This is a genomic window from Rhizobium sp. BR 249, from assembly GCF_047445895.1.
GTDB lineage: Bacteria > Pseudomonadota > Alphaproteobacteria > Rhizobiales > Rhizobiaceae > Rhizobium.
This window is the reverse complement of the sequence record NZ_JARWKX010000038.1, coordinates 1-19,633: the sequence shown is the minus strand read 5'-3', so window position 1 is coordinate 19,633 and position 19,633 is coordinate 1. Positions and strand designations below refer to the sequence as shown.

Below are 19,633 nucleotides of genomic sequence, written 5' to 3'. Positions count from 1 at the left end.
AAACCGCGGCGGACGGTGGCTTGGATGTGCGCGTGGCCCTAAGGCCAGACACGCCTATTGATGGATTCATTCCGCGTGCATCGACAGGCTTCCAAGTGAAGACGCCGGATATGCCTAGGTCGGCAATCCTGGACGAAATGCGGCCAAGAGCCGGTATCCGACCCGTTATCCAAGAACTCGCCAACGAGGCCGGTGCCTACATCGTCGTCAGTTCACATGGCTCCACAGCCGACAGCGTTCTCCGTAATCGGCGAAGTGCTATGCGTGAAGCATTGATGGGCGTTGCCAATGCCGACCGACTTGAAACCGATTTCTACGACCGGACGCGACTGGCGACTTGGGTAAGACGCCACCCTGGTCTCATAACGTGGGTCAAGGAGCGGGTGGGGCGTTCCGTTGTCGGCTGGCACTCTTATGGAGCCTGGAGCAGTGCAACGGAGGGCGTCGACTCAGAGTATTTGCTCGACGACAAACTGCGTCTCCATCTGGGCAATCACCGCGATGCGCCCGCGCAGCCGGTGGGAGATGCCATCGACGAGTTGCGCGACATACTCGCCCAAGCAGGCAAGATGATTCGTCTAGTCGGTCTCTCGGGCGTGGGGAAAACCCGACTTGTACAAGCCTTGTTCGATGCCCGGATCGGATCTCGCCCACTACCGCCATCGCTTGCGGTCTACACCAATCTCAATGACAATCCGGCTCCGCAGCCAACCGGTCTCGCGTCGGATTTAATCGCAAATCGCACCCGCGCAATACTAGTCGTGGACAATTGCCCGCCGGATCTCCATCGGAGGCTCTCGGAGCTTTGTTCTGCATCCAGCAGTACGGTCAGCGTACTTACCGTCGAATACGACGTGCGCGACGATCAACCCGAGGGAACCCAGGTCGTTACACTGGACACATCATCACCTGAATTGATTGAGCAAATGGTGACGCGACGCTACCCGCACTTGTCTCCGGTTGACGCACGGACTATTGCCGAGGCTTCCGGCGGAAACGCACGGATCGCCCTCGCCCTTGCAAGCACGGTAGAGCGGTCAGAATCCATCGCTGATTTTTCAGATGATGAGCTTTTCCAGCGTTTGTTTCGCCAGCGACACGATCCCAATGACGCTTTGCTGCTCACGGCGCAAGCTTGCGCGCTCGTTTACTCTTTTCAAGGCGAGGCGCTTACGGGGGAAGAGGCGGAACTGCCGCGCTTAGGTTTGCTCGCCAACCAAGCGCCTCAGGAACTCTTCCGGCACGTTGGTGAATTGCTCAGGCGGGACCTTATTCAGCGGCGAAGCGTTTGGCGGGCCGTTCTACCGCACGCTATCGCAAACAGACTGGCCGCGCGTGCACTTGAGGACATACCGTATGATCTCATAAACGAGCAACTCGTGATCGGCGGAACAGAACACCTCGCCCGCTCCTTCTCGCGACGATTGTCGTTCCTGCATCAGCATCCCCGAGCGATAGCTATAGTCGAGCAATGGCTCGCACCCACAGGGCTGCTTGGTGACGTGACGACTCTCAGCAATCTCGGTCGAGCGATGTTTAAGAACGTCGCTCCAGTCTCTCCCGAAGGAACACTTGCCGCCCTGGAGCGGGCGGAGAGCAGCGATCGAGGGGTGGCAACACTGCAATGGCGGGAGCACCGGTCCTTGCTGCGCTCTCTGGCTTATGACCCCATCCTGTTCGAACGGAGCTGTTTCGTGCTCGCGCAAGCGGCTACGCAAAGCACGGATGACCGAGATGCGAAAGAGATTTCAGACACCTTCATTTCCCTCTTCACCATCCATCTTTCGGGGACACATGCCACCGTCGAGCAGCGGCTTGGCGTAATCGAACGCTTACTCCGATCGGAGGAACCAAAGCGACGCTCGCTCGGTCTGACAGCGCTGAGCAAGTTTCTGACGGTAACCCACTTCGCCTCACTCCATACTTTCGAGTTCGGCGCACGTTCGCGAGACTACGGCTACCGCCCTGGAAGCGATGAGGACGTAACCCGGTGGTACAGTGCCGCACTGGCGTTGATCGAACAATTGGCGCTTGTCGAAGGCTTACTCAAGCCCGAGCTACGCAGCCTGTTGGCTCGAAGCTTTCGCGGTTTGTGGGCCCGTGCGAGGGTGCTGGAGGAACTGGAAAATTTGTCTCTTAAGTTCGCCCAGGAAACCTTCTGGCCTGAGGGGTGGCTGGCGTGCCGTCAAACAATGCACTTCGATACGAAGCAGATCTCTTCCGACAGCGCTTCACGATTAAGCGCTTTAGAGGTCAGACTCAGGCCGACATGCCTTTCGGAACGGATCCAACTGACGGTGTTAGGCGACAGATCAAGCCGTTTCGATCTAGAATATATGGAGCCCGATGACGACTTCACGAGCAGATATAAGCGTCTTGAGGCGACTGCTTATGAACTTGGTGTTGCAGTTGCCGCCAACGATTCGGTGCTCACAGAGCTTATGCCCGTTTTGCTGCGTGGAGGAATCAGGGTCTGGGCGTTTGGCCGCGGTCTCGCAGGTGCCTCAACGGACCATCGCGCTATATGGTCTCAGTTCCTGGAGCAGCTTGGGCGACTCCCTATAGAGCAACGCAACGTCCAAATGCTCGTGGGTTATCTTGCCGAAGTATCGAAACAGGACCGTGATCTGGTACAGGAGTTTCTCGATGCCGCGCTAGACCAACCCGTCCTGCTCCCATTCGTTCCAGCACTACATTTTGCAGTAGGTCTCGACGCACGTGGCGTTGACCGGTTGAAACAAGCACTCAATTCCGGTGGGGTGCCAATTTGGATGTATCGAGACTTGGCGTATGGGTGGGCAACGGATCAATTGCCGGGTAGTGACCTAAAAGATTTGCTTCTGCTTATTATGCAGCAACCCGACGGCTTTGGCACTGCACTTGAAATACTCTCGATGCACTTTCACTTGGAAAGCTCCGAAAGACGGAAATACGAATCAGAGCTTATTCAAGCTGGGCAAGAGCTTCTACGAAGGATCGAGTTTAAGAAAGACGGTGAACGGGATGACTACAATTTGGCAGGCGTGGCACGAGGCTGTTTAACGGGACCGGAAGCTGGGCCGATTGCAGCAGAAGTCGCCGGAAAGTTGAGGCAAGCTGTAGCGGCCTACGAAACCTACGCATTTGACAATGGCGGACTGCTTGGAGCACTGCTTGGTACGCAGCCCATGGCTGTTTTGGATGCGTTGTTCGAAGGCAGCAAGCATGAGGATGGTGCCAGTCCAGGTGTCTTCGACTATATGGATGGTCATCGGACCAATCCGGCGGATCAAATCCCCGCTGCTACGCTTATCGACTGGTGTGATTGCGATCCCAGTGCCCGCTATCCAATCGCAGCCTCCTTCATAACATTCGCACGCCGCGCCGAAGAAAGCAGACCAATAGCCTGGTCTGAACAAGCGCAGGCCCTCTTTACACATACCAGCGACCCCCTAAGCGTATTGACGGTGTTTATCGAACGGTTCCAGCCGTCGAGTTGGAGCGGATCGCGAGCAACTTTGATGGAAGCGAACGCGCGCCTTTTAGACGACATGGAAGGGCTGATTCCAGCCGAGTATATGTCGGTTGTCGCCGACGCAAAAAAGCAGCTCGCGCGGAACATTGCAGGACAACGCGAATGGGAAACCAAGCGGGACCGCGACCGAGACGAACGGTTCGAATGAGTTAGGCCCAGTTCGTAGCGGAAAGGCCGCTGTGCTTTGGCTAATCGCGAAACGACGTTCGCTTGTGGTACATAAGGAGCTCTGCAAACTTAGCTTCTATCCTATGGGAGCTCGCATGCTGGAATTGCTAACTCCCTACGGTACTGAGGAATATTTTCCTCACCGCCTTCGAAAGCCGCTTTACTTCCCCCTCCAGCGTCCTGATATCAGGGCAGTCGCCGGCGCGGCAGACGAGTTCGATGAGGCCGGCCGGTGCATCCTCCGGATCGAACAGGCCATCGATGCAAAGGCGGATCAGCTGCGAGAGGCCGGTATAAAGGGCGAAGGCCTCAAGGCAGATATCGAGGTCGGCGGCCGGCATCAGCCTGTCGCCGAGCACCTTCAGGGCCTCGCCGGTGCTCATCCCGTTCACGGCAATGCCGACACCCTTCGTCGGTGCGATCAGCGCCAGATATTGCGCGATGAATTCGAGGTCGATGACGCCGCCGGGGATCAGCTTCAGGTCCCATGGGCCGGAGGGCGGCTTTTCCCTATCGATCAATTCGCGCATTTCGGCGACGTCATACGCCACCTTGGCCATATCGCGATCGGCCGACAGCACCTCCCGGATGATGTGTTCCGCCTCGGCGATCAGGCTCTCATCGCCTGAGATCAGCCGTGCGCGGCTGAGCGCCATATGCTCCCAGGTCCACGCCTCCTCACGCTGGTACTTGCCGAAGGCATTGATGCGGGTGGCGACCGGGCCCTTGTTGCCGGACGGGCGCAGCCGCATGTCGACCTCGTAGAGCACACCTTCGGCGGTCGGCGCCGAGAAGGCGGCGATCAGCCTCTGCGTGATGCGGGTGAAGTAGCGCGTCGCATCGAGCGGCTTCGGCCCGTCGGATTCGGAGGCCGCGCCGTCATAATCATAGAGCAGGATCAGGTCGATGTCGGAACCTGCCGTCAGCTCGAAGCTGCCGAGCTTGCCCATGCCTGATATGGCGATGCGCCCGCCGGGATAATCACCGTGCGCGGCGCGCATCTCGCTCACCACGGCATCGAGTGCCGCCGCGATGATGAGATCGGCCAGATGGGTGAAGGCGCGGGCGGCCATCGCGCCGTTGATTGCGCCCGTGAGCAGGCGGATGCCGATCAGAAAGCGTTGCTCGGCGGCGAAGATGCGCAGCCGATCGAGCACTTCCTCATAGTGGCGCGCCTGGGCAAGCGAGCCTTTCAACCGCTCGCCGAGATAATCGCGCGTCGGCAGTTCGGCCATCAGGCCGGGATCGAGCATGCCGTCGAAGACATGCGGCTTGGCGGCGATCACCTCGGCCAATCGCGGTGCGGAGGACATGATGTTGACGATCAGCGACAACAGCGCGGGGTTGCTGCCGAGCAGCGAGAAGAGCTGGATACCGGAGGGAAGGCCCGAGATGAAACTGTCGAAGCGCAAAAGCGCCTCGTCGGCGCGCTTGCTTTCGCCGAAGACGCGCAGCAGCTCCGGCGCCAGTTCCGTCAGCCTCTCGCGCGCCTCCACCGATTGCGTCGCGCGGTAGCGGCCATAATGCCAGGTGCGGATGATGCGGGAAATGTCGGACGGTCTGTCGAAACCGAGTTTCTTCAGCGTCTCCAGCGTATCCGGGTCGTCGCCCTGGCCGGTGAAGACGAGGTTGCCGGTCCCGGCGGAAAGCTTGCTCTCCTGTTCGAAGAGCTGGGCATAACGCCGCTCCACCGTCTTCAGCACGCCGACCAGCCGTTCGGAGAAACTCGGCGTATCGGTGAAGCCCATCATGAAGGCGATGCGCTTGAGGTCGGCATCCGTCTCCGGCAGCAGGTGGGTCTGCTCGTCGCGCACCATCTGGATGCGATGCTCGACATCGCGCAAGAACCAATAGGCCTCCGTCAGCTCGTCACGGGTCTCCGCGTCGATCCATTTCGCCTTGGTGAGTTCACCGAGCGTCTCCTCCGTCGCCCGGCCGCGCAGCGCCGGCATGCGGCCGCCGGCGATCAACTGCTGCGTCTGGACAAAGAATTCGATCTCGCGGATGCCGCCGCGGCCGAGCTTGACGTTATGGCCCTTCACCGCGATCGCGCCGTGACCCTTATGCGCATGGATCTGCCGCTTGATCGAATGAATATCTGATATCGCCGCGTAATCGAGATATTTGCGGAAGACGAAAGGAGCAAGCCCGCGCAGGAAATCACCGCCCGCCGCCAGGTCGCCGGCGACGGCGCGCGCCTTGATGAAGGCTGCCCGTTCCCAGTTCTGGCCCCTGCCCTCGTAGTAGATCATCGCCGCGTCGACGGAGATCGCCAGCGGCGTCGAGCCGGGATCGGGGCGCAATCTCAGATCGGTGCGGAAGACGTAACCGTCCGCCGTGCGCTCCTGGAGGATACGCACCAGCCGGCGCATCATCCGGGGATAGATCTCGATCGCATCATCCGGATCGGGCACGATGCCGGCCTCTTCGTCGAAGAAGACGACGAGATCGATATCGGAGGAATAGTTGAGTTCGGACGCCCCGAGTTTGCCCATGCCGATCACGATCAGCCCGGAACCCTCGCTCGGCGCCGCCGGATTTCGCAGCTTGAGCTTGCCGCCCTCATGGGCCGAGAGCAGCAGATGGTCGATCGCGGCGGCAACGGAAGCTTCGGCAAGCTTGCTCAACCATGCGGTCGTCACTCTCCCGTCGAAGATGCGCGAGAGATCGGCAAGCGCGACGAGGAAGGCCACCTTGCGCTTGATGATGCGCAGCCTGCTCATCACCACCGATTCCACGGGTGCGGCCCCCTCGCCGTCCGGTCGCCAGCAGCCCCGCGCCTCGGCGACCAGCGTCTCGATCTGCGGCTCCAGCGGCTCAGCGATGGCGCCGGCAAGAACGGCGGGGTCGAGATTGACGATTTCGCGCAGATAGGGCGAGAGCGTCAGCACCGCCGCGATAAAATCGCGCAAGGGGCTTTCCGTCTTCAGCATCGCAGCCACCGACGGCTCGCTTTTACCGGCCTCCTGAAGATCGGCCAGCGCCAGCTTCAGCTCCGTCTGGCTCAGCGGACGCAGCAGTCCTTCGGCCACATCCTTCAGACCATGCGTCGATTTCGTCAGCATGCGCTCTCCCTGCCTTACCGCTGAAGGAAACGATCACGCAGAATCGCGAGCAGCCTCCTCAATCGACATTAAACTAGGGTCTCGGCGAGAAACCGCCAATACGCGATTCAGCCGATCGGATTTCCGTGGAAGAGATCAGGCGGCCTTGGCAGGGAAGATCATGCTGACGGTCAATCCGCGCTGTTCGGGTTTGTCGGGATCGGTATCGGAGAGTTCCAGCCGGCCGTTGTGCAGCTCCATGACGGCCTCCACCAGCGAAAGCCCAAGCCCGGTGCCGGGCTTCGAGCGGCTTTCGTCGAGGCGAACGAAGCGCTTCACCACGTCGTCACGCCTGTCGGCCGGAACGCCCGGCCCGTGATCGGCCACCGAAAGGCAGATGCCATCGGGGCGGCGGGCGAGCTTCAGCGACACCACGCCAGCGCCTTCGGTATCGGAGGAATATTTGATGGCATTGTCGAGCAGATTGAAGATCGCCTGGCCGATCAGTTCGCGATTGCCCTGTATCTCCACATCCGGCTCGATGCTGGAAGTGAGGCCGAGCCCGGCCTCTTCCGCGGCCGGCTCGTAAAGCTCGGCGCTGTCGGAAACGATAGCCGAAAGCTCCACCGGCGACATCTCCGCGGCGACCGATCCGGCCTCGACGCGGGAAATCATCAGCAGCGCGTTGAAGGTGCGGATCAGCTGATCCGATTCTGAAATGATGCCTTCGAGGGCAGTGCGCCGGGCATCGCCGTCAGCCATATCGATCGCATCCGCCGCCTTGTTGCGCAGCCGCGTCAGCGGCGTCTTGAGATCGTGGGCGATGTTGTCCGAGACCTGCCGCAGGCCTTCGTTCAGCTTTTCGATGCGCTCGAGCATGGTGTTCAGCGACATCGACAAGCGGTCGAATTCGTCGCCCGATCCACCGACCGGCAGGCGTTGCGAGAGGTCGCCGGCCATGATCTTCTTGCTCGCATCCGACATGCGGTCGATGCGTTTCAGTGCGTTGCGGCCGATGGCGAACCAGATGATGATCGCGCCGAGCCCCATGATCGCCAGGGCCACCATCAGCGCCTGGCGCACCAGCAGACGGAAGCGCTCGGGGTCGCCGAGGTCGCGGCCGACGAGGATTCTGAGGCCGTTGTCGAGCACGAAGATATTGGCGATCGCCTTGTGCCGGCGCTCGACACCGCCACCGTCGGTATAACGCTGATAGGAGAAGGGAGCCGAGGTCCAGCCGATCTCTTCGAAGACACCCGGCTGCACCGAGGCGACGTTGCCGGCGAGAATATCCCCCGAGGGGCCGGCGATGATATAGAGATTGGCGCCCGGCTGGCGGGCGCGCCGCTCCATCGTGCGCAGCAGAAGGTTCATGCCGCCGCTGTCATAGGCGCGCTGCACCTGCTCCACCTCCTGCCGGACGGCGTCACGGATCTGGCCCGTCAGCAGCCGTTCCGACATCGCCGTCACATAGAAGACGAGCGTCGCGGCGCAGATGGCGAAAAGCAGGATGTAGAGTGCCGAAAGGCGGACTGCGGTGGACTTGAAGAGAACCCTGAAGCGGCTCATCCCTCATCCTTGATCATGTACCCCGCGCCCCGAATGGTTTTCAGGAGCGGCTGGCTGAAGTCCTTCTCGATCTTCGAGCGCAGGCGCGAGACATGCACATCGATGACGTTGGTCTGGGGATCGAAATGATAGTCCCAGACGTTTTCGAGCAGCATTGTGCGGGTCACGACCTGCCCGGCGTTCTTCATGAGATATTCGAGCAGGCGGAATTCGCGCGGCTGCAGCGGGATTTCCTTGCCGGCGCGGCGCACCTCATGGGAGAGCCGATCGAGCTCCAGATCGCCGACGCGGTAAACGACGTCCTGTTCCGGCGTGCCCTTGCGGCGGCCGAGCACTTCGACGCGCGCCAGCAACTCACTGAAGGCATAAGGCTTCGGCAGGTAATCGTCGCCGCCGGCACGAAGGCCGGTCACGCGGTCGTCGACCTGGCCGAGCGCGGAGAGGATGAGAACAGGCGTGTGAATGCCCTTGCGGCGCAATTCGCTGATGACGGAAAGCCCGTCGCGGCGCGGCAGCATACGGTCGATGACGATGACGTCGTAGGTGTTTTCGGACCCCATGAACAAGCCGCTCTCTCCGTCGCTGGCGTGATCGGCGACGATGCCCGCCTCGCGAAAGGCTTTCGTGAGGTAGGCCGCGGCTTCGAGATCATCTTCGATGATGAGAATCTTCATGCGGCCGACATTACCCACCGGCTGCGTTTCGGCAAGGCTCAAAGCATGTTCCTGCGGGGCGGCGCTCATCGAGATCGTCCTTCAAAGATCAGAGGAATCGAGCCGCGCGGACTTGCGTCCGCACGGCTCCAGTTTTCCGGGAGATCAGCCCTGGCCGTTGATCGGAAGTGCGACGAAGCGGCTTCCTTCACTGGACTGGATCTGGAAGAGCGCACGGGTGCGGCCGTCCTTCTTTGCCTGGTTCAGCACCTTGACGACATCGTCGGGGCTGGAGACCTCCTGGTTGTTGACCGAGGTGATCTTTTCGCCTTCCTTGATGCCCTTGTCGGCGGCGTCGGAGTCCGGATCGATGCCGGTGATCGCCAGACCCTTGCCGTCGTCGGAGGGACCGACGGTCAGGCCGAGATCGGCAAGCGCCTTCTCGGAAGCCGGTGCCTCAGGCTGCTGCGGCTGGCTGTTGTTGTCATCGGCGCTGGCATCCTTCTGATCGGCCGGCAGCGTGCCGAGTTCGACGGTCAGGGACTGAGCCTTGCCGGCGCGCCAGACCGAAAGCTCGGCCTTGCTGCCCGGCTGCATCGCGCCGATGCGGCGGCTGAGATCACGCGCGTCCTTGATCGTCTCGCCATTGAGCGCGGTGACGACGTCGCCGGCCTTCATGCCGGCCTTGTCACCCGGAGACCCGGCCTGCGGGGCAACGACGAGCGCGCCGCTTGGCTCGGAAAGGCCGATGGATTCGGCGATATCCTTGGTCACCGGCTGGATCTGGACACCCAGCCAGCCGCGCGAAACCTGGCCGTCCTTCATCAGATCGGCGACGACGTCCTTGGCGGTCGAGGCCGGAATGGCGAAGGCGATGCCGACGCTGCCGCCCGACGGCGAGAAGATCGCGGTGTTGATGCCGACGACTTCGCCGCTGAGGTTGAAGGTCGGGCCGCCGGAATTGCCGCGGTTTACGGCTGCATCCACCTGCAGGTAATCGTCATAAGGACCGGAGCCGATATCGCGGCCGCGGGCCGAGACGATACCCGCCGTCACCGTGCCGCCGAGGCCGAAGGGGTTACCGACGGCGACGACCCAGTCGCCGACGCGGACATTGTTGTCGTCGGCCCAGTTGACGTAGGTGAACTTCTTGCCCTTGCCGTCGACCTTCAGCACGGCGAGGTCGGTGCGCGGATCCTTGCCGATCAGCTTGGCATCGAGTTCGGTGCCGTCATTCATGACGACGACGAAGGCCTGGCCATCGGAAACGACGTGGTTGTTGGTGACGATGTAGCCGTCTTCAGAGATGAAGAAGCCGGACCCTTGAGCGACCGGGCGCAGACGGCCCTTGCCGTTCGGACCATTCGGACCGTTGGGGCCGTTCTGGCCGAAGCGGCGCGGATGGCCCTGCTGGTCATTCGGGTCCTGGCCGAACTGCCGGAAGAAGCGCTTCAGCGGATGATCGTCAGGAAGGTCGTCGAAGCCGCGGCCATTAAAATCGAAGGAGAAGCCATCATTGTTGTCGGCGACCGGATTGACGCGGTTTTCGACACGAACGGAAACGACGGCCGGCGAAACGGCGTCGACGACGTTGGCGAAGCTCGGAACGGCAGGCGCCTGAACCTTGACGGCTTCGGCATAAGACCGGGTGATTTCGAGCGGAACGCCAGTTGCGAGCACAGCAGCCGCGATACCGGCAACGGTAGACGCCTTGAGCACGATGGCGAGGGACGGACGTCCGTTGAAATTCTTGAGCATTGGAGCACCTTCTCTTGTTCTTAAATCTTCAGATCGGCAGCGCCGGATCAGTCGATGAATGAAGATATAGGACGCCGCACCTTACTGCGAACTGTCCGGCCAATGAAAAGTTGGTAATGTTTGAGAGGTTGTTTGCGCGCGTCCGAACCGGCGCGGCGAACGATCGCCGTTTCGTGTCTTACTTATCCAGAAGCTCGCTCAACCGCGCCTGTTCTTCCGCCGTCAGTTTGCTTCCCGTCGGCCTGCCGGCCCTCCTGCGTGCAAAGACCAGCAGTGAAACGCCGCCGGCGAGGACCAGCAGTACCGGCGTGCCCCAGAGCAGCACCGTCTTGACGTTGAGCCGCGGCTTCAACAGCACGAACTCGCCGTAGCGCGAGACGATATAGTTCAGCACCGCCTCGTCGGTGTCGCCATCGCTGATGCGTTGGCGCACCAGCAGGCGCAGGTCCTTGGCGAGTTCGGCATTGGAATCGTCGATCGATTGGTTCTGGCAGACCATGCAGCGCAGTTCCGCCGAAAGGGTGCGAGCCCGGGCTTCCAGCGCGGGATCGGCCAGCACCTCGTCCGGATTGACGGCGAAGGCCGGTGCAGCCGTCAGCAGCAGAGCCAAAATAAGAAGGAGGCGCTGCATCATTCCGCCGGCTCCATAGCGGTTCCTGCTGGCTTCGCCTTCCGGCGTGGGGCGCCGACGCGCAGGCGCCGGTCGGAGAGCGAGACGAAGCCGCCCAGGGCCATGAGAATTGTTCCGCCCCAGATGCAGAGGATGAACGGCTTCCACCAGATGCGCACGACGATGCCGCCGTCCTTGGTGGCGTCGCCGAGCGAGACGTAGAGCTGGCTGAACCCGAAGGTCAGGATGCCTGCCTCCGTCGTCGGCATCTGACGGGCCATGTAGAGGCGCTTGGCCGACCAGGTCTCGGCAACAGCGATACCGGCACGCCGGACGGTGAAGTGGCCGCGCTCCTCGGTGTAGTTCGGCCCCCTGCCCGCCTGCATGCCGTCGAACTGCAGGCTGTAGCCGCCTGCTTCCGCCATCTCGCCCTGCTTCATCTCGATGACATGCTCGCTCTGGAACGTCGTGACCGCGACGATGCCGAGCACGGTGACGCCGAGGCCGGCATGGGCAAGTGCAGTGCCGAAGGCCGAGCGTGGCAAGCCGGTCAGGCGGCGCCAGGCGACGGAGCCCGCGACCTTGCCGACACCGGCGCGATACCAGAGATCGGCGATGGCGCCGAGGATCAGGAAAAGACCGGCCGCCAGGCCGAGAACCGAAAGCACCGGCCCGCCATGTTCGACATAGAAGAGGATCACCGCGGCAAGGAAGGCCAGACCCGCGACGACATAGAGCCGCTGCAGGGCGCCGAGCAGATCGCCGCGCTTCCAGGCGAGCAGCGGCCCGAAGGGCACGATGACGATGAGCGGCGCCATCAGCAGGCCGAAAGTCATGTTGAAGAAAGGCGGCCCGACGGAGATCTTGTCGCCGGTGATCGTTTCCAGCAGCAGCGGATAGAGCGTGCCGATCAGCACCGTGCCGCAGGCGACGGTCAGGATCAGGTTGTTGACAACAAGCGCGCCCTCGCGCGAGATCGGTGCAAACAGCCCGCCGGCCGAAAGCAGCGGCGCGCGGAAGGCGAACAGCGACAACGCTCCGCCGATGAAGATCAGCAGGATGCAGAGAATGAAGATGCCGCGGCTCGGATCGCTGGCGAAGGCATGCACGGAAGTCAGCACGCCCGAGCGCACCAGGAACGTGCCCATCAGCGACAGCGAGAAGGTGAGGATGGCGAGCAGCACCGTCCAGATCTTCAGCGCCTCGCGCTTTTCCATGACGAGGGCGGAATGCAGAAGCGCCGTGCCGGCGAGCCACGGCATGAAGGAAGCGTTTTCCACCGGATCCCAGAACCACCAGCCGCCCCAGCCGAGCTCGTAATAGGCCCAGTAGGAGCCCATGGCGATGCCGAGCGTCAGGAAGGTCCAGGCGGCGAGCGTCCAGGGCCGCACCCAACGCGCCCAGGCGGCGTCGATGCGGCCTTCGATCAAGGCTGCGACCGCGAAGGAGAAGCAGACGGAAAAGCCGACATAACCGAGATAGAGCAGCGGCGGATGGATCGCGAGGCCCACATCCTGGAGTACGGGGTTGAGATCGCGGCCCTCGGCCGGCGCCGGATCGAGCCGGACGAAGGGATTGGAGGTCAGCAGAATGAAGAGGGTGAAGGCAACCGAGATCCAGGCCTGCACGGCCAGCACATTGGCTTTCAGCGTCTCCGGCAGATTGCGGCCGAAGACGGCGACCAGCGCGCTGAACAGCGTCAGGATCAACAGCCAGAGCATCATCGATCCCTCGTGATTGCCCCAGACGCCGGAATATTTGTAGATCAGCGGCACCAGCGAATGCGAATTCTCCCAGACGTTCTCGACCGAGAAATCCGAGACGACATGGGCATAGGTCAGCACGGCGAAGGAGAAGGCGACGAGCAGGAACATCGCCAGCGAGCCGACCGTCGCCACGTCCATCATCGCCCGGTCGTGACGACGGGCTCCCATCACAGGAACGATCGCGAGGATGAGCGCCGTCGCCAGCGCCAGCACCAGTGCGTAGTGGCCGATCTCGATGATCATTGCGTCGCCTTCGCTTCCTGGCCTTGGCCTTCTTTCCACAGCCCCTGCTGTTTCAGCCTGTCGGCCACGTCCTTCGGCATATAGGTCTCGTCATGCTTGGCAAGCACGGTATCGGCGACGAAGACATTGGTTCCCGGGGTAAACATGCCTTCGGTGACGACGCCCTGCCCCTCGCGGAAGAGATCGGGGAGGATGCCGGTATATTTCACCTTCACGGCATTGGCGCTGCCGTCGGTGACGGCGAATTCCACGGTCGAACCGCCGCCGCGCACGACGCTGCCCTCGCCCACCAGCCCGCCGAGCCGGATGCGGGTCTCCGGCGCCACCGGCGTCTTCGCCAGATCCGCCGGCATGTAGAAATAGGCGACCGACTGGCTGAAGGCGAACATGACAAGCAGCACGGCGGCGATGATGAAGCTCACGCCTCCTCCGATCACAGCAAGGCGCTTCTGCTTGCGGGTCATTCCGTCATTCCTTCCGTGCCTATGCCGAGTTCCCTGGCAAGCGCCTGCAATTGCCTGCCCTGTTCGCCGGGCGGCGGAAAGGCCGCGAGCCCGCGCTTCAGTGCCTCGGCTGCGCGGTCCTTATCGTTCAATACCGCGTAGGAGCGGACGAGCCGCATCCATCCCTCGAAATTGTTCGGATCCTGGCTGAGCTTGGCATCGAGGCTTTCGACCATGCCGCGGATCATCTGTTGCCGGTCTCCGGCGTTCATGTTTTCCGCCGCCGCCACATCGTCCTGGGTCGGGTTGCCAGGAGCGGCCGGATCGGCATCCAGCTTTGCCGGCGCACCGCCGTTCGCGGCGATATGCTCGCTGACCAGCGGCAGCCACGGCGCATCGGGAGGCGATTGTTTCGCCAGTGCCTCGAAAGCCTGGCGGGCCTCGTCGCGCTGCCCGGCCTGTTCCATGCTGAGCGCCATATAAAAACGGGCGCGCGGATTGTTCGGCTCCAGCGTCAGCGACTGCTCCAGGGCCTGACGCACCTCCTGCGTCACGACGCCGTCGGAGACTGCCATCAGCGTTTCGGCAAGGCCGTCGAGCCGAACGGGGCTCGGGCCGAGAAGGCGGATGGCATTGCGATAGGCAGCCTGAGCGTCTTCTACCCGCATCGTCCGGAAATAGATGGGCGCCAGCACATCCCAGCCCTTACCGTCATCGGGATTTTGCGCCAGATGCCGCTCCGCCTTGGCAATCAGCACGGCCACATCGTTGCCGGGATTTTCCAGCCGCGCTTCGAGCGGCTGCGACGGCAGGTCCGGCCTGCCCGTCGTCAAATAAAGACAGAGACCGAGAACCGGCAGCACCAAGAGGACGAAGGCTTCGGTGAAACGGTGATGCCGCGCCGCCTTCGCCGCCTGTCCCGGCTCACCGGCGGAGACGGCGATCAGCCGCCGGCCGATTTCGGCCCTCGCATAATCAGCCTCCTCCGCCGTGATCAGCCCGCTATCGAGATCCCGATCGAGCTCGCGCAGCTGGTCACGATAAACCGCCGCCTCGCCGGCACGGTTATCCTCCGCCGCCTTCGCTCCGCGCAGAAGGGGATAGAGCAGGACGGCAGCGACGACTGCCGTCAGAACGGCAACGAGAATCCAGAACAGCATATCCGCCCAAATACGTGAAGCGCGCCGCTATTCCAACTGGCAAAGCCGGAATGACGAAGATTTGAGGCTATTCGCCGCAATCTGGATTGGCAATCGACCTAGCCAAGCGGCGACCAGGTGCCGTCTTCATTGCGGCAGGCAGCGCCCCGCGCCACCGTGTCCTTGCCGTCGACGGTCACCGTATGCGTATATTGCCGGCAATTCTGCGAGCCGACCTGATAGGGCGCTGCCGCAACGACCTTGCCGCTGACGCCCTTGCCGGTCCAGAGTACGGGCTGGCCGACGGCCGCGCCTTCCAGCGCCCGATATTCCGCCTCGAGCGCCCGCTGCTTGTCGCTGTCGCTCAAGCTCACACCGCTTCGGCCGACGATGCCGCCCTGCAGAGCGGTGATGAAGGTGGCCGAGGCCGGGGGTTTACCCGAAAAAATGCCGCGTGAAGCAGCACCCTTCGTCGTCGTGCAGCCGGATAGCGCGACCGCGACGAGAAGGGCGGAAACGATCATGCCTTGCGAGCGTAAAATCATTGCGTCGAACCACGATCAGGGGTCAAAATCAGCCGATCGAAGTGCAGCGTCCCCGTGTCAGCATTAAGGCAAAGCATGCTATGCATTTGCCACTATCTTTGTGACATCAAGTAGTTGCTCATGCAACATCCTTTGTGACGCCGGGCAGGATAAGCTTCGCCTTCAGCCCGCCCCATTCACCGCGGGAAAGCTCGAGCCGTCCCTGATATTCATTGGAAATCTCGGTGACGATCGAAAGGCCGAGGCCGGTTCCGGGCTTGCTTTCGTCGAGCCTGCGGCCGCGCTTCAACGCTTCCCGGATCTGATCCGGCTCCAGGCCCGGCCCGTCATCCTCGACCGCGAGCTCCACCCAGCGGCGGCGCTGGCTTGCCTCCGCCCCTTTCACGTCCTCGCCGGCCTCGACGGCCGAAAGCCGAACGCGGCTCTTGGCGAAACGCGCCGCGTTTTCCAGGAGATTGCCGACGGTCTCCTCCAGATCCTGCTGCTCCATGGCGACGGCGAGATGCGGCGGCGAAACCGTCAGATCGAATTGGGTGTCGACGTTCAGCCGGCGCATGACGCGCACCAGCCGCTCCAATGCCGGCTCGGCATCGGTGCGGGCGAGCACGGATTCGCGCTGCGCGGCGATGCGCGCGCGATTGAGATAGGACTGCACCTGCCCCTGCATCGATTCCGCCTGGCTGCGCACCAGCTCGCCATGGGATTTTTCGAGCACGCGCGCCTCGTTCAGGAGAACGGCGATCGGCGTCTTCAACGAATGGGCGAGATTGCCAACCTGCATGCGCGCCCGCTCGACGATGCGGCGGTTGCTGTCGATCAATGCGTTCACCTCGTTGGCAAGCGGCAGGATTTCACGCGGGAAGTCACCCTTCAACTGCTCGCTCTCACCGGCGCGGATGCGCTCCAATGCGGCACGCGCCTTGTCGAGCGGCTTGAGGCCATAGAGAATCGCCAGCGCATTGACGATCAGGCTGCCGACGCCGAAGCCGGCGAGCGCCAGATAGAGACTGTGGGAAAAGGTGCGCACGTCGTCCTCGACGACATCGACATTGCCGGTGACGCGGAAGCGCGCCGCGCGCCCGTCGGTATCGAGCACCACTTCGGTCTCTGCCACCTGCACGCGGTTTCCGGAGGCATCCGTCACCTGGTAATAGCGCTCGTAATTCTTGTCGAACGGCGCCTCGACGACTGATGGAACCGGGATGAGCGCCGAGCCGAGCGAGGGCGATACCAGCGGCGCCGTCGTATAGGTGCCGAGCGGTTCCACCACCCAATACCAGCCGGTCTTCGGCTGGGCGAAGCGCAGGTCGCCGAGCTGCGGGCTGCCGCTCAGAGCGCCCTGGTCGCCAATCGTCACCGAGTTGATGACGTTATAAAGCTGCGCCCTCAAGAGATCCTGAAAGCCGCGTTCGGCGCTCTTGCGGTAAAGCGTGGAGATCAGCAGGCCGATCACGACAAGCGCCATCGTCGACCAGACCGTGGTCAGCAGCAGCACGCGTGCGGTGAGCGACTTAATTCGCATGTTTCGGCGCTTGGATGCGGTAGCCGAGACCGCGCACCGTTTCGATCAGGTCGACGCCCATTTTCTTGCGCAGGCGGCCGACGAAGACTTCGATCGTATTGGAATCGCGGTCGAAGTCCTGGTCGTACATGTGTTCGACCAATTCGGTGCGCGAGACGACCTCACCCATGTGATGCATGAGATAGGCGAGCAGGCGATATTCGTGCGAGGTGAGTTTCAGCGCCGTGCCGTTGACCGTCGCCTTGGAGGATTTGGTGTCGAGCCGCACCGGCCCGCATATGATTTCCGACGAGGCATGGCCGGCGGCGCGGCGGATCAGCGCCCGGATGCGCGCCAGCACCTCCTCGACATGGAAGGGCTTGGTGACATAGTCATCGGCGCCGGCGTCGATGCCGGCAACCTTGTCGCTCCAGCGGTCACGCGCCGTCAGGATCAGCACCGGCATGCCGCGGCCGGCGCCGCGCCATTTTTCGAGTACCGTCACACCATCCATCTCCGGCAGGCCGATATCGAGAATGATGGCGTCATAGGGTTCGGTGTCACCGAGGAAATGGCCCTCTTCGCCGTCGAACGCCTGGTCGACGACGTAACCCGCCTCCCTCAGCGTGTCGGTCAGCTGCCGGTTCAGATTGACATCGTCTTCGACTACCAGGATGCGCATCGGTCCGCCTTCGTCCGCTTTGAATCGATCATGTTATGAATAAGGCGATTCCGCTTACATCGGAACCTTTACCGTCACCTTGCGAGGACGCTGGCCGTTGCCCTGCACGAGAACGGTGATGATGCAGGTATCGCCCACCGGTTGCACGGATAGAAGCTGGCCGCCAGTCTGCTCGACGACCTGGGCTGCGGCGGCGCTGCAATCGCCTGCCACTCGCACGACAAGCGTGCCCGCGGCGTCCGGTGAGGGCGCCGAGACCACCAGTCCGGCGGCCAATGCTGCGACGCTCAGAGGAAAGGCCATGTGTTATGCTTTCAAGGTAATCCAACTTGCTCCGAATATGTACTCACGCGACCTGAATGGCAAATGAATGCACTGTAATGCAGGGTATTTAGAACGGTTCTCGCCTGTTCGCGGCCCTTGATTCCAGCGACCGAAACAGCCGGTGCTGCAAGCTTCGACGGCAATGTTTTCACCTCAAAACAATGCGCTCCACTTAATGCGATCGAGGGGCTCGCACGCCTCCCCCGAGAGAGCGAGGAGCCGGTAAAACTCACGCACTGACGCCGCCCCGAATCGGCTGCGCCGCGCCGACGTCGCAGCCACGGGCAGACCGACATGTTTCAGCGTTCCAATCGTCCTGCAATTGTACCGATCTTTCGTGTCATTCATGCCACGGCCGCTTTCACCGGACGATTGAAGCTGCTAGGCTCCCGCTACTTCCGTATTTCACGCCTTTTCAGCACCCATGCCAAAATCTCTCCGCTTCCGCTCGGCGCAGACGGTCATCGTCCTCGCCGTTACCCAGCTGATCGGCTGGGGTACGACGTTCGACATGCTCGGCGTCATGGGCCGCATCGTCGCACCCGATCTCGGCCTGCCGAACGAGGTGGCGTTTGCCGGCCTGACGATCATGATGTTGGTCAGCGCCATCATTGGCCCCGCGACCGGCCGTTGGCTCGCTCGATATGGCGCTGCCCGCGTGCTATCGGCCGCTTCGCTGATCTTCACGCTCGGCCTGCTTCTGCTCGCCGCCGCAAACGGCATCGTGCTTTATGCCGCCGCCTGGGTCGTCATCGGCGTCGGCGGCGCGCTCGGCGTTTCGGCGCCGGCCTACACGGCCGTCGTCGAGCGTGAAGGGCTGAACGGCAAACGCGTCATCGCCATTCTGATGCTGTTCACCGGACTTTCGAGCGCCATCTTCTGGCCGATCCTCAGCCTGCTCAACGAAACGGTCGGCTGGCGCGTCACCTTCGCCGTCTGCGCGGGCCTGCAATTCTTCGTCTGCCTGCCGCTGCATCTTTTTGGCCTGCCGAAGCCGATCGCAACGCATGTCGAAGGCGCAACGGCGGAAATCGCCCCGGTGCCGCTGTCGAAGACGGCGCAGCGCAAAGCCTTCCTGCTGATTGCAGCAGCCACGACGATAACGACCTTCATTACATTCGGCATCTCACCGTCGCTCCTCGAAATCTTTCGCCAATCCGGCGCGTCGCCGGCCTTTGCGCTGCAGCTCGGCTCGGCCCGCGGCATCCTCGGCATCTCGGCGCGTTTCCTCGACATGCTGCTCGGCCGTCGCGGCAATCCCATGCTCAGCGCCGCAATGGGCATCAGCATGATGGCGGGCAGTTTTCTGGTCATGCTGGTCGCCAGCCCGTCGACGCCGTTGCTCGTGACTTTTGTCTTGCTCTATGGCTTCGGCGCCGGCGTCATGACGGTCGCCCGCGCGCTGCTGCCGCTCGCACTGTTTTCGCCGCGCGAATTCGGCCTGCAATCGGCGCGCCTGTCGCTACCGCAAAACATGGGGTAATCGCGGCGCGATCACCCCATGTCATATTTATCAGATGATGGCTGTCTGGGGTGGTTGCCCCCGGTAAGATGGCAAAACGGGCTCACGATTGAACCGGGCCCAAACATCGAATGGAGGCAACCATGGACCAATATATCGGGCTTGATGTTTCATTGAAAGAGACTGCGATCTCGATCCGGCAGGGAGGTAAG

Annotated in this window: 14 protein-coding genes; 2 read left to right on the top strand and 12 right to left on the bottom strand. The window is 62.2% G+C overall.

Annotated elements, in window-relative coordinates; translation table 11 throughout:
• Window positions 1-260 precede the first annotated feature (260 nt).
• Window positions 261-3,662, top strand: a complete 3,402-nt coding sequence (locus tag QD408_RS25410) for a hypothetical protein (protein WP_414141196.1) — start codon at window positions 261-263, stop codon at window positions 3,660-3,662.
• Between the two features lie 127 nt (window positions 3,663-3,789).
• Here QD408_RS25410 and QD408_RS25405 read toward each other — a convergent pair whose 3' ends face one another.
• The 12 genes from QD408_RS25405 to QD408_RS25350 form a co-directional block, all read right to left on the bottom strand.
• Window positions 3,790-6,747, bottom strand: coding sequence for a bifunctional [glutamine synthetase] adenylyltransferase/[glutamine synthetase]-adenylyl-L-tyrosine phosphorylase (locus QD408_RS25405; protein WP_414141195.1), 2,958 nt, complete (start codon window positions 6,745-6,747; stop codon window positions 3,790-3,792).
• Between the two features lie 135 nt (window positions 6,748-6,882).
• A complete protein-coding gene (locus QD408_RS25400) occupies window positions 6,883-8,295 on the bottom strand; it encodes a sensor histidine kinase (protein ID WP_414141194.1) in 1,413 nt (470 codons plus the stop codon).
• Window positions 8,292-9,038 carry a response regulator transcription factor gene (locus tag QD408_RS25395; protein WP_088682309.1) on the bottom strand — a complete coding sequence of 249 codons (747 nt, stop codon included), beginning with the start codon at window positions 9,036-9,038 and terminating at the stop codon, window positions 8,292-8,294. The genes QD408_RS25400 and QD408_RS25395 overlap by 4 nt, the downstream gene beginning before the upstream one ends.
• A gap of 75 nt (window positions 9,039-9,113) precedes the next feature.
• The gene (locus QD408_RS25390; RefSeq protein WP_414141193.1) at window positions 9,114-10,706 is read right to left on the bottom strand and encodes a Do family serine endopeptidase; all 1,593 of its coding nucleotides are present in this window, start codon (window positions 10,704-10,706) and stop codon (window positions 9,114-9,116) included.
• 178 nt (window positions 10,707-10,884) lie between these two features.
• Window positions 10,885-11,340 (bottom strand): cytochrome c-type biogenesis protein CcmH, encoded by a 456-nt coding sequence (locus QD408_RS25385; protein WP_414141192.1) that lies wholly within the window; start codon window positions 11,338-11,340, stop codon window positions 10,885-10,887.
• The gene (locus tag QD408_RS25380; protein WP_414141191.1) at window positions 11,337-13,325 is read right to left on the bottom strand and encodes a heme lyase CcmF/NrfE family subunit; all 1,989 of its coding nucleotides are present in this window, start codon (window positions 13,323-13,325) and stop codon (window positions 11,337-11,339) included. Before QD408_RS25380 ends, QD408_RS25385 begins: the two co-directional genes overlap by 4 nt.
• Window positions 13,322-13,789 (bottom strand): cytochrome c maturation protein CcmE, encoded by a 468-nt coding sequence (gene ccmE, locus QD408_RS25375; protein ID WP_088682305.1) that lies wholly within the window; start codon window positions 13,787-13,789, stop codon window positions 13,322-13,324. Before ccmE ends, QD408_RS25380 begins: the two co-directional genes overlap by 4 nt.
• Window positions 13,786-14,928 (bottom strand): c-type cytochrome biogenesis protein CcmI, encoded by a 1,143-nt coding sequence (gene ccmI / locus QD408_RS25370; protein ID WP_088682304.1) that lies wholly within the window; start codon window positions 14,926-14,928, stop codon window positions 13,786-13,788. The genes ccmE and ccmI overlap by 4 nt, the downstream gene beginning before the upstream one ends.
• Window positions 14,929-15,026: 98 nt before the next feature.
• Window positions 15,027-15,452, bottom strand: coding sequence for a hypothetical protein (locus QD408_RS25365; RefSeq protein WP_088682303.1), 426 nt, complete (start codon window positions 15,450-15,452; stop codon window positions 15,027-15,029).
• Window positions 15,453-15,570: 118 nt separating this feature from the next.
• Window positions 15,571-16,974 carry a sensor histidine kinase gene (locus tag QD408_RS25360; protein ID WP_088682302.1) on the bottom strand — a complete coding sequence of 468 codons (1,404 nt, stop codon included), beginning with the start codon at window positions 16,972-16,974 and terminating at the stop codon, window positions 15,571-15,573.
• Window positions 16,964-17,635: a response regulator transcription factor gene (locus QD408_RS25355; RefSeq protein ID WP_088682301.1), complete on the bottom strand. Its 672-nt coding sequence runs from the start codon at window positions 17,633-17,635 to the stop codon at window positions 16,964-16,966. The genes QD408_RS25360 and QD408_RS25355 overlap by 11 nt, the downstream gene beginning before the upstream one ends.
• A 54-nt stretch (window positions 17,636-17,689) precedes the next feature.
• Entirely contained in the window at window positions 17,690-17,938 is a 249-nt protein-coding gene (locus QD408_RS25350) for a hypothetical protein (protein WP_088682300.1), read from the bottom strand.
• Between the two features lie 445 nt (window positions 17,939-18,383).
• On the opposite strand from QD408_RS25350, the gene QD408_RS25345 reads away from it, so the two are divergent.
• Window positions 18,384-19,442 carry an MFS transporter gene (locus tag QD408_RS25345; protein ID WP_414141190.1) on the top strand — a complete coding sequence of 353 codons (1,059 nt, stop codon included), beginning with the start codon at window positions 18,384-18,386 and terminating at the stop codon, window positions 19,440-19,442.
• The last annotated feature ends 191 nt before the right edge of the window (window positions 19,443-19,633 follow it).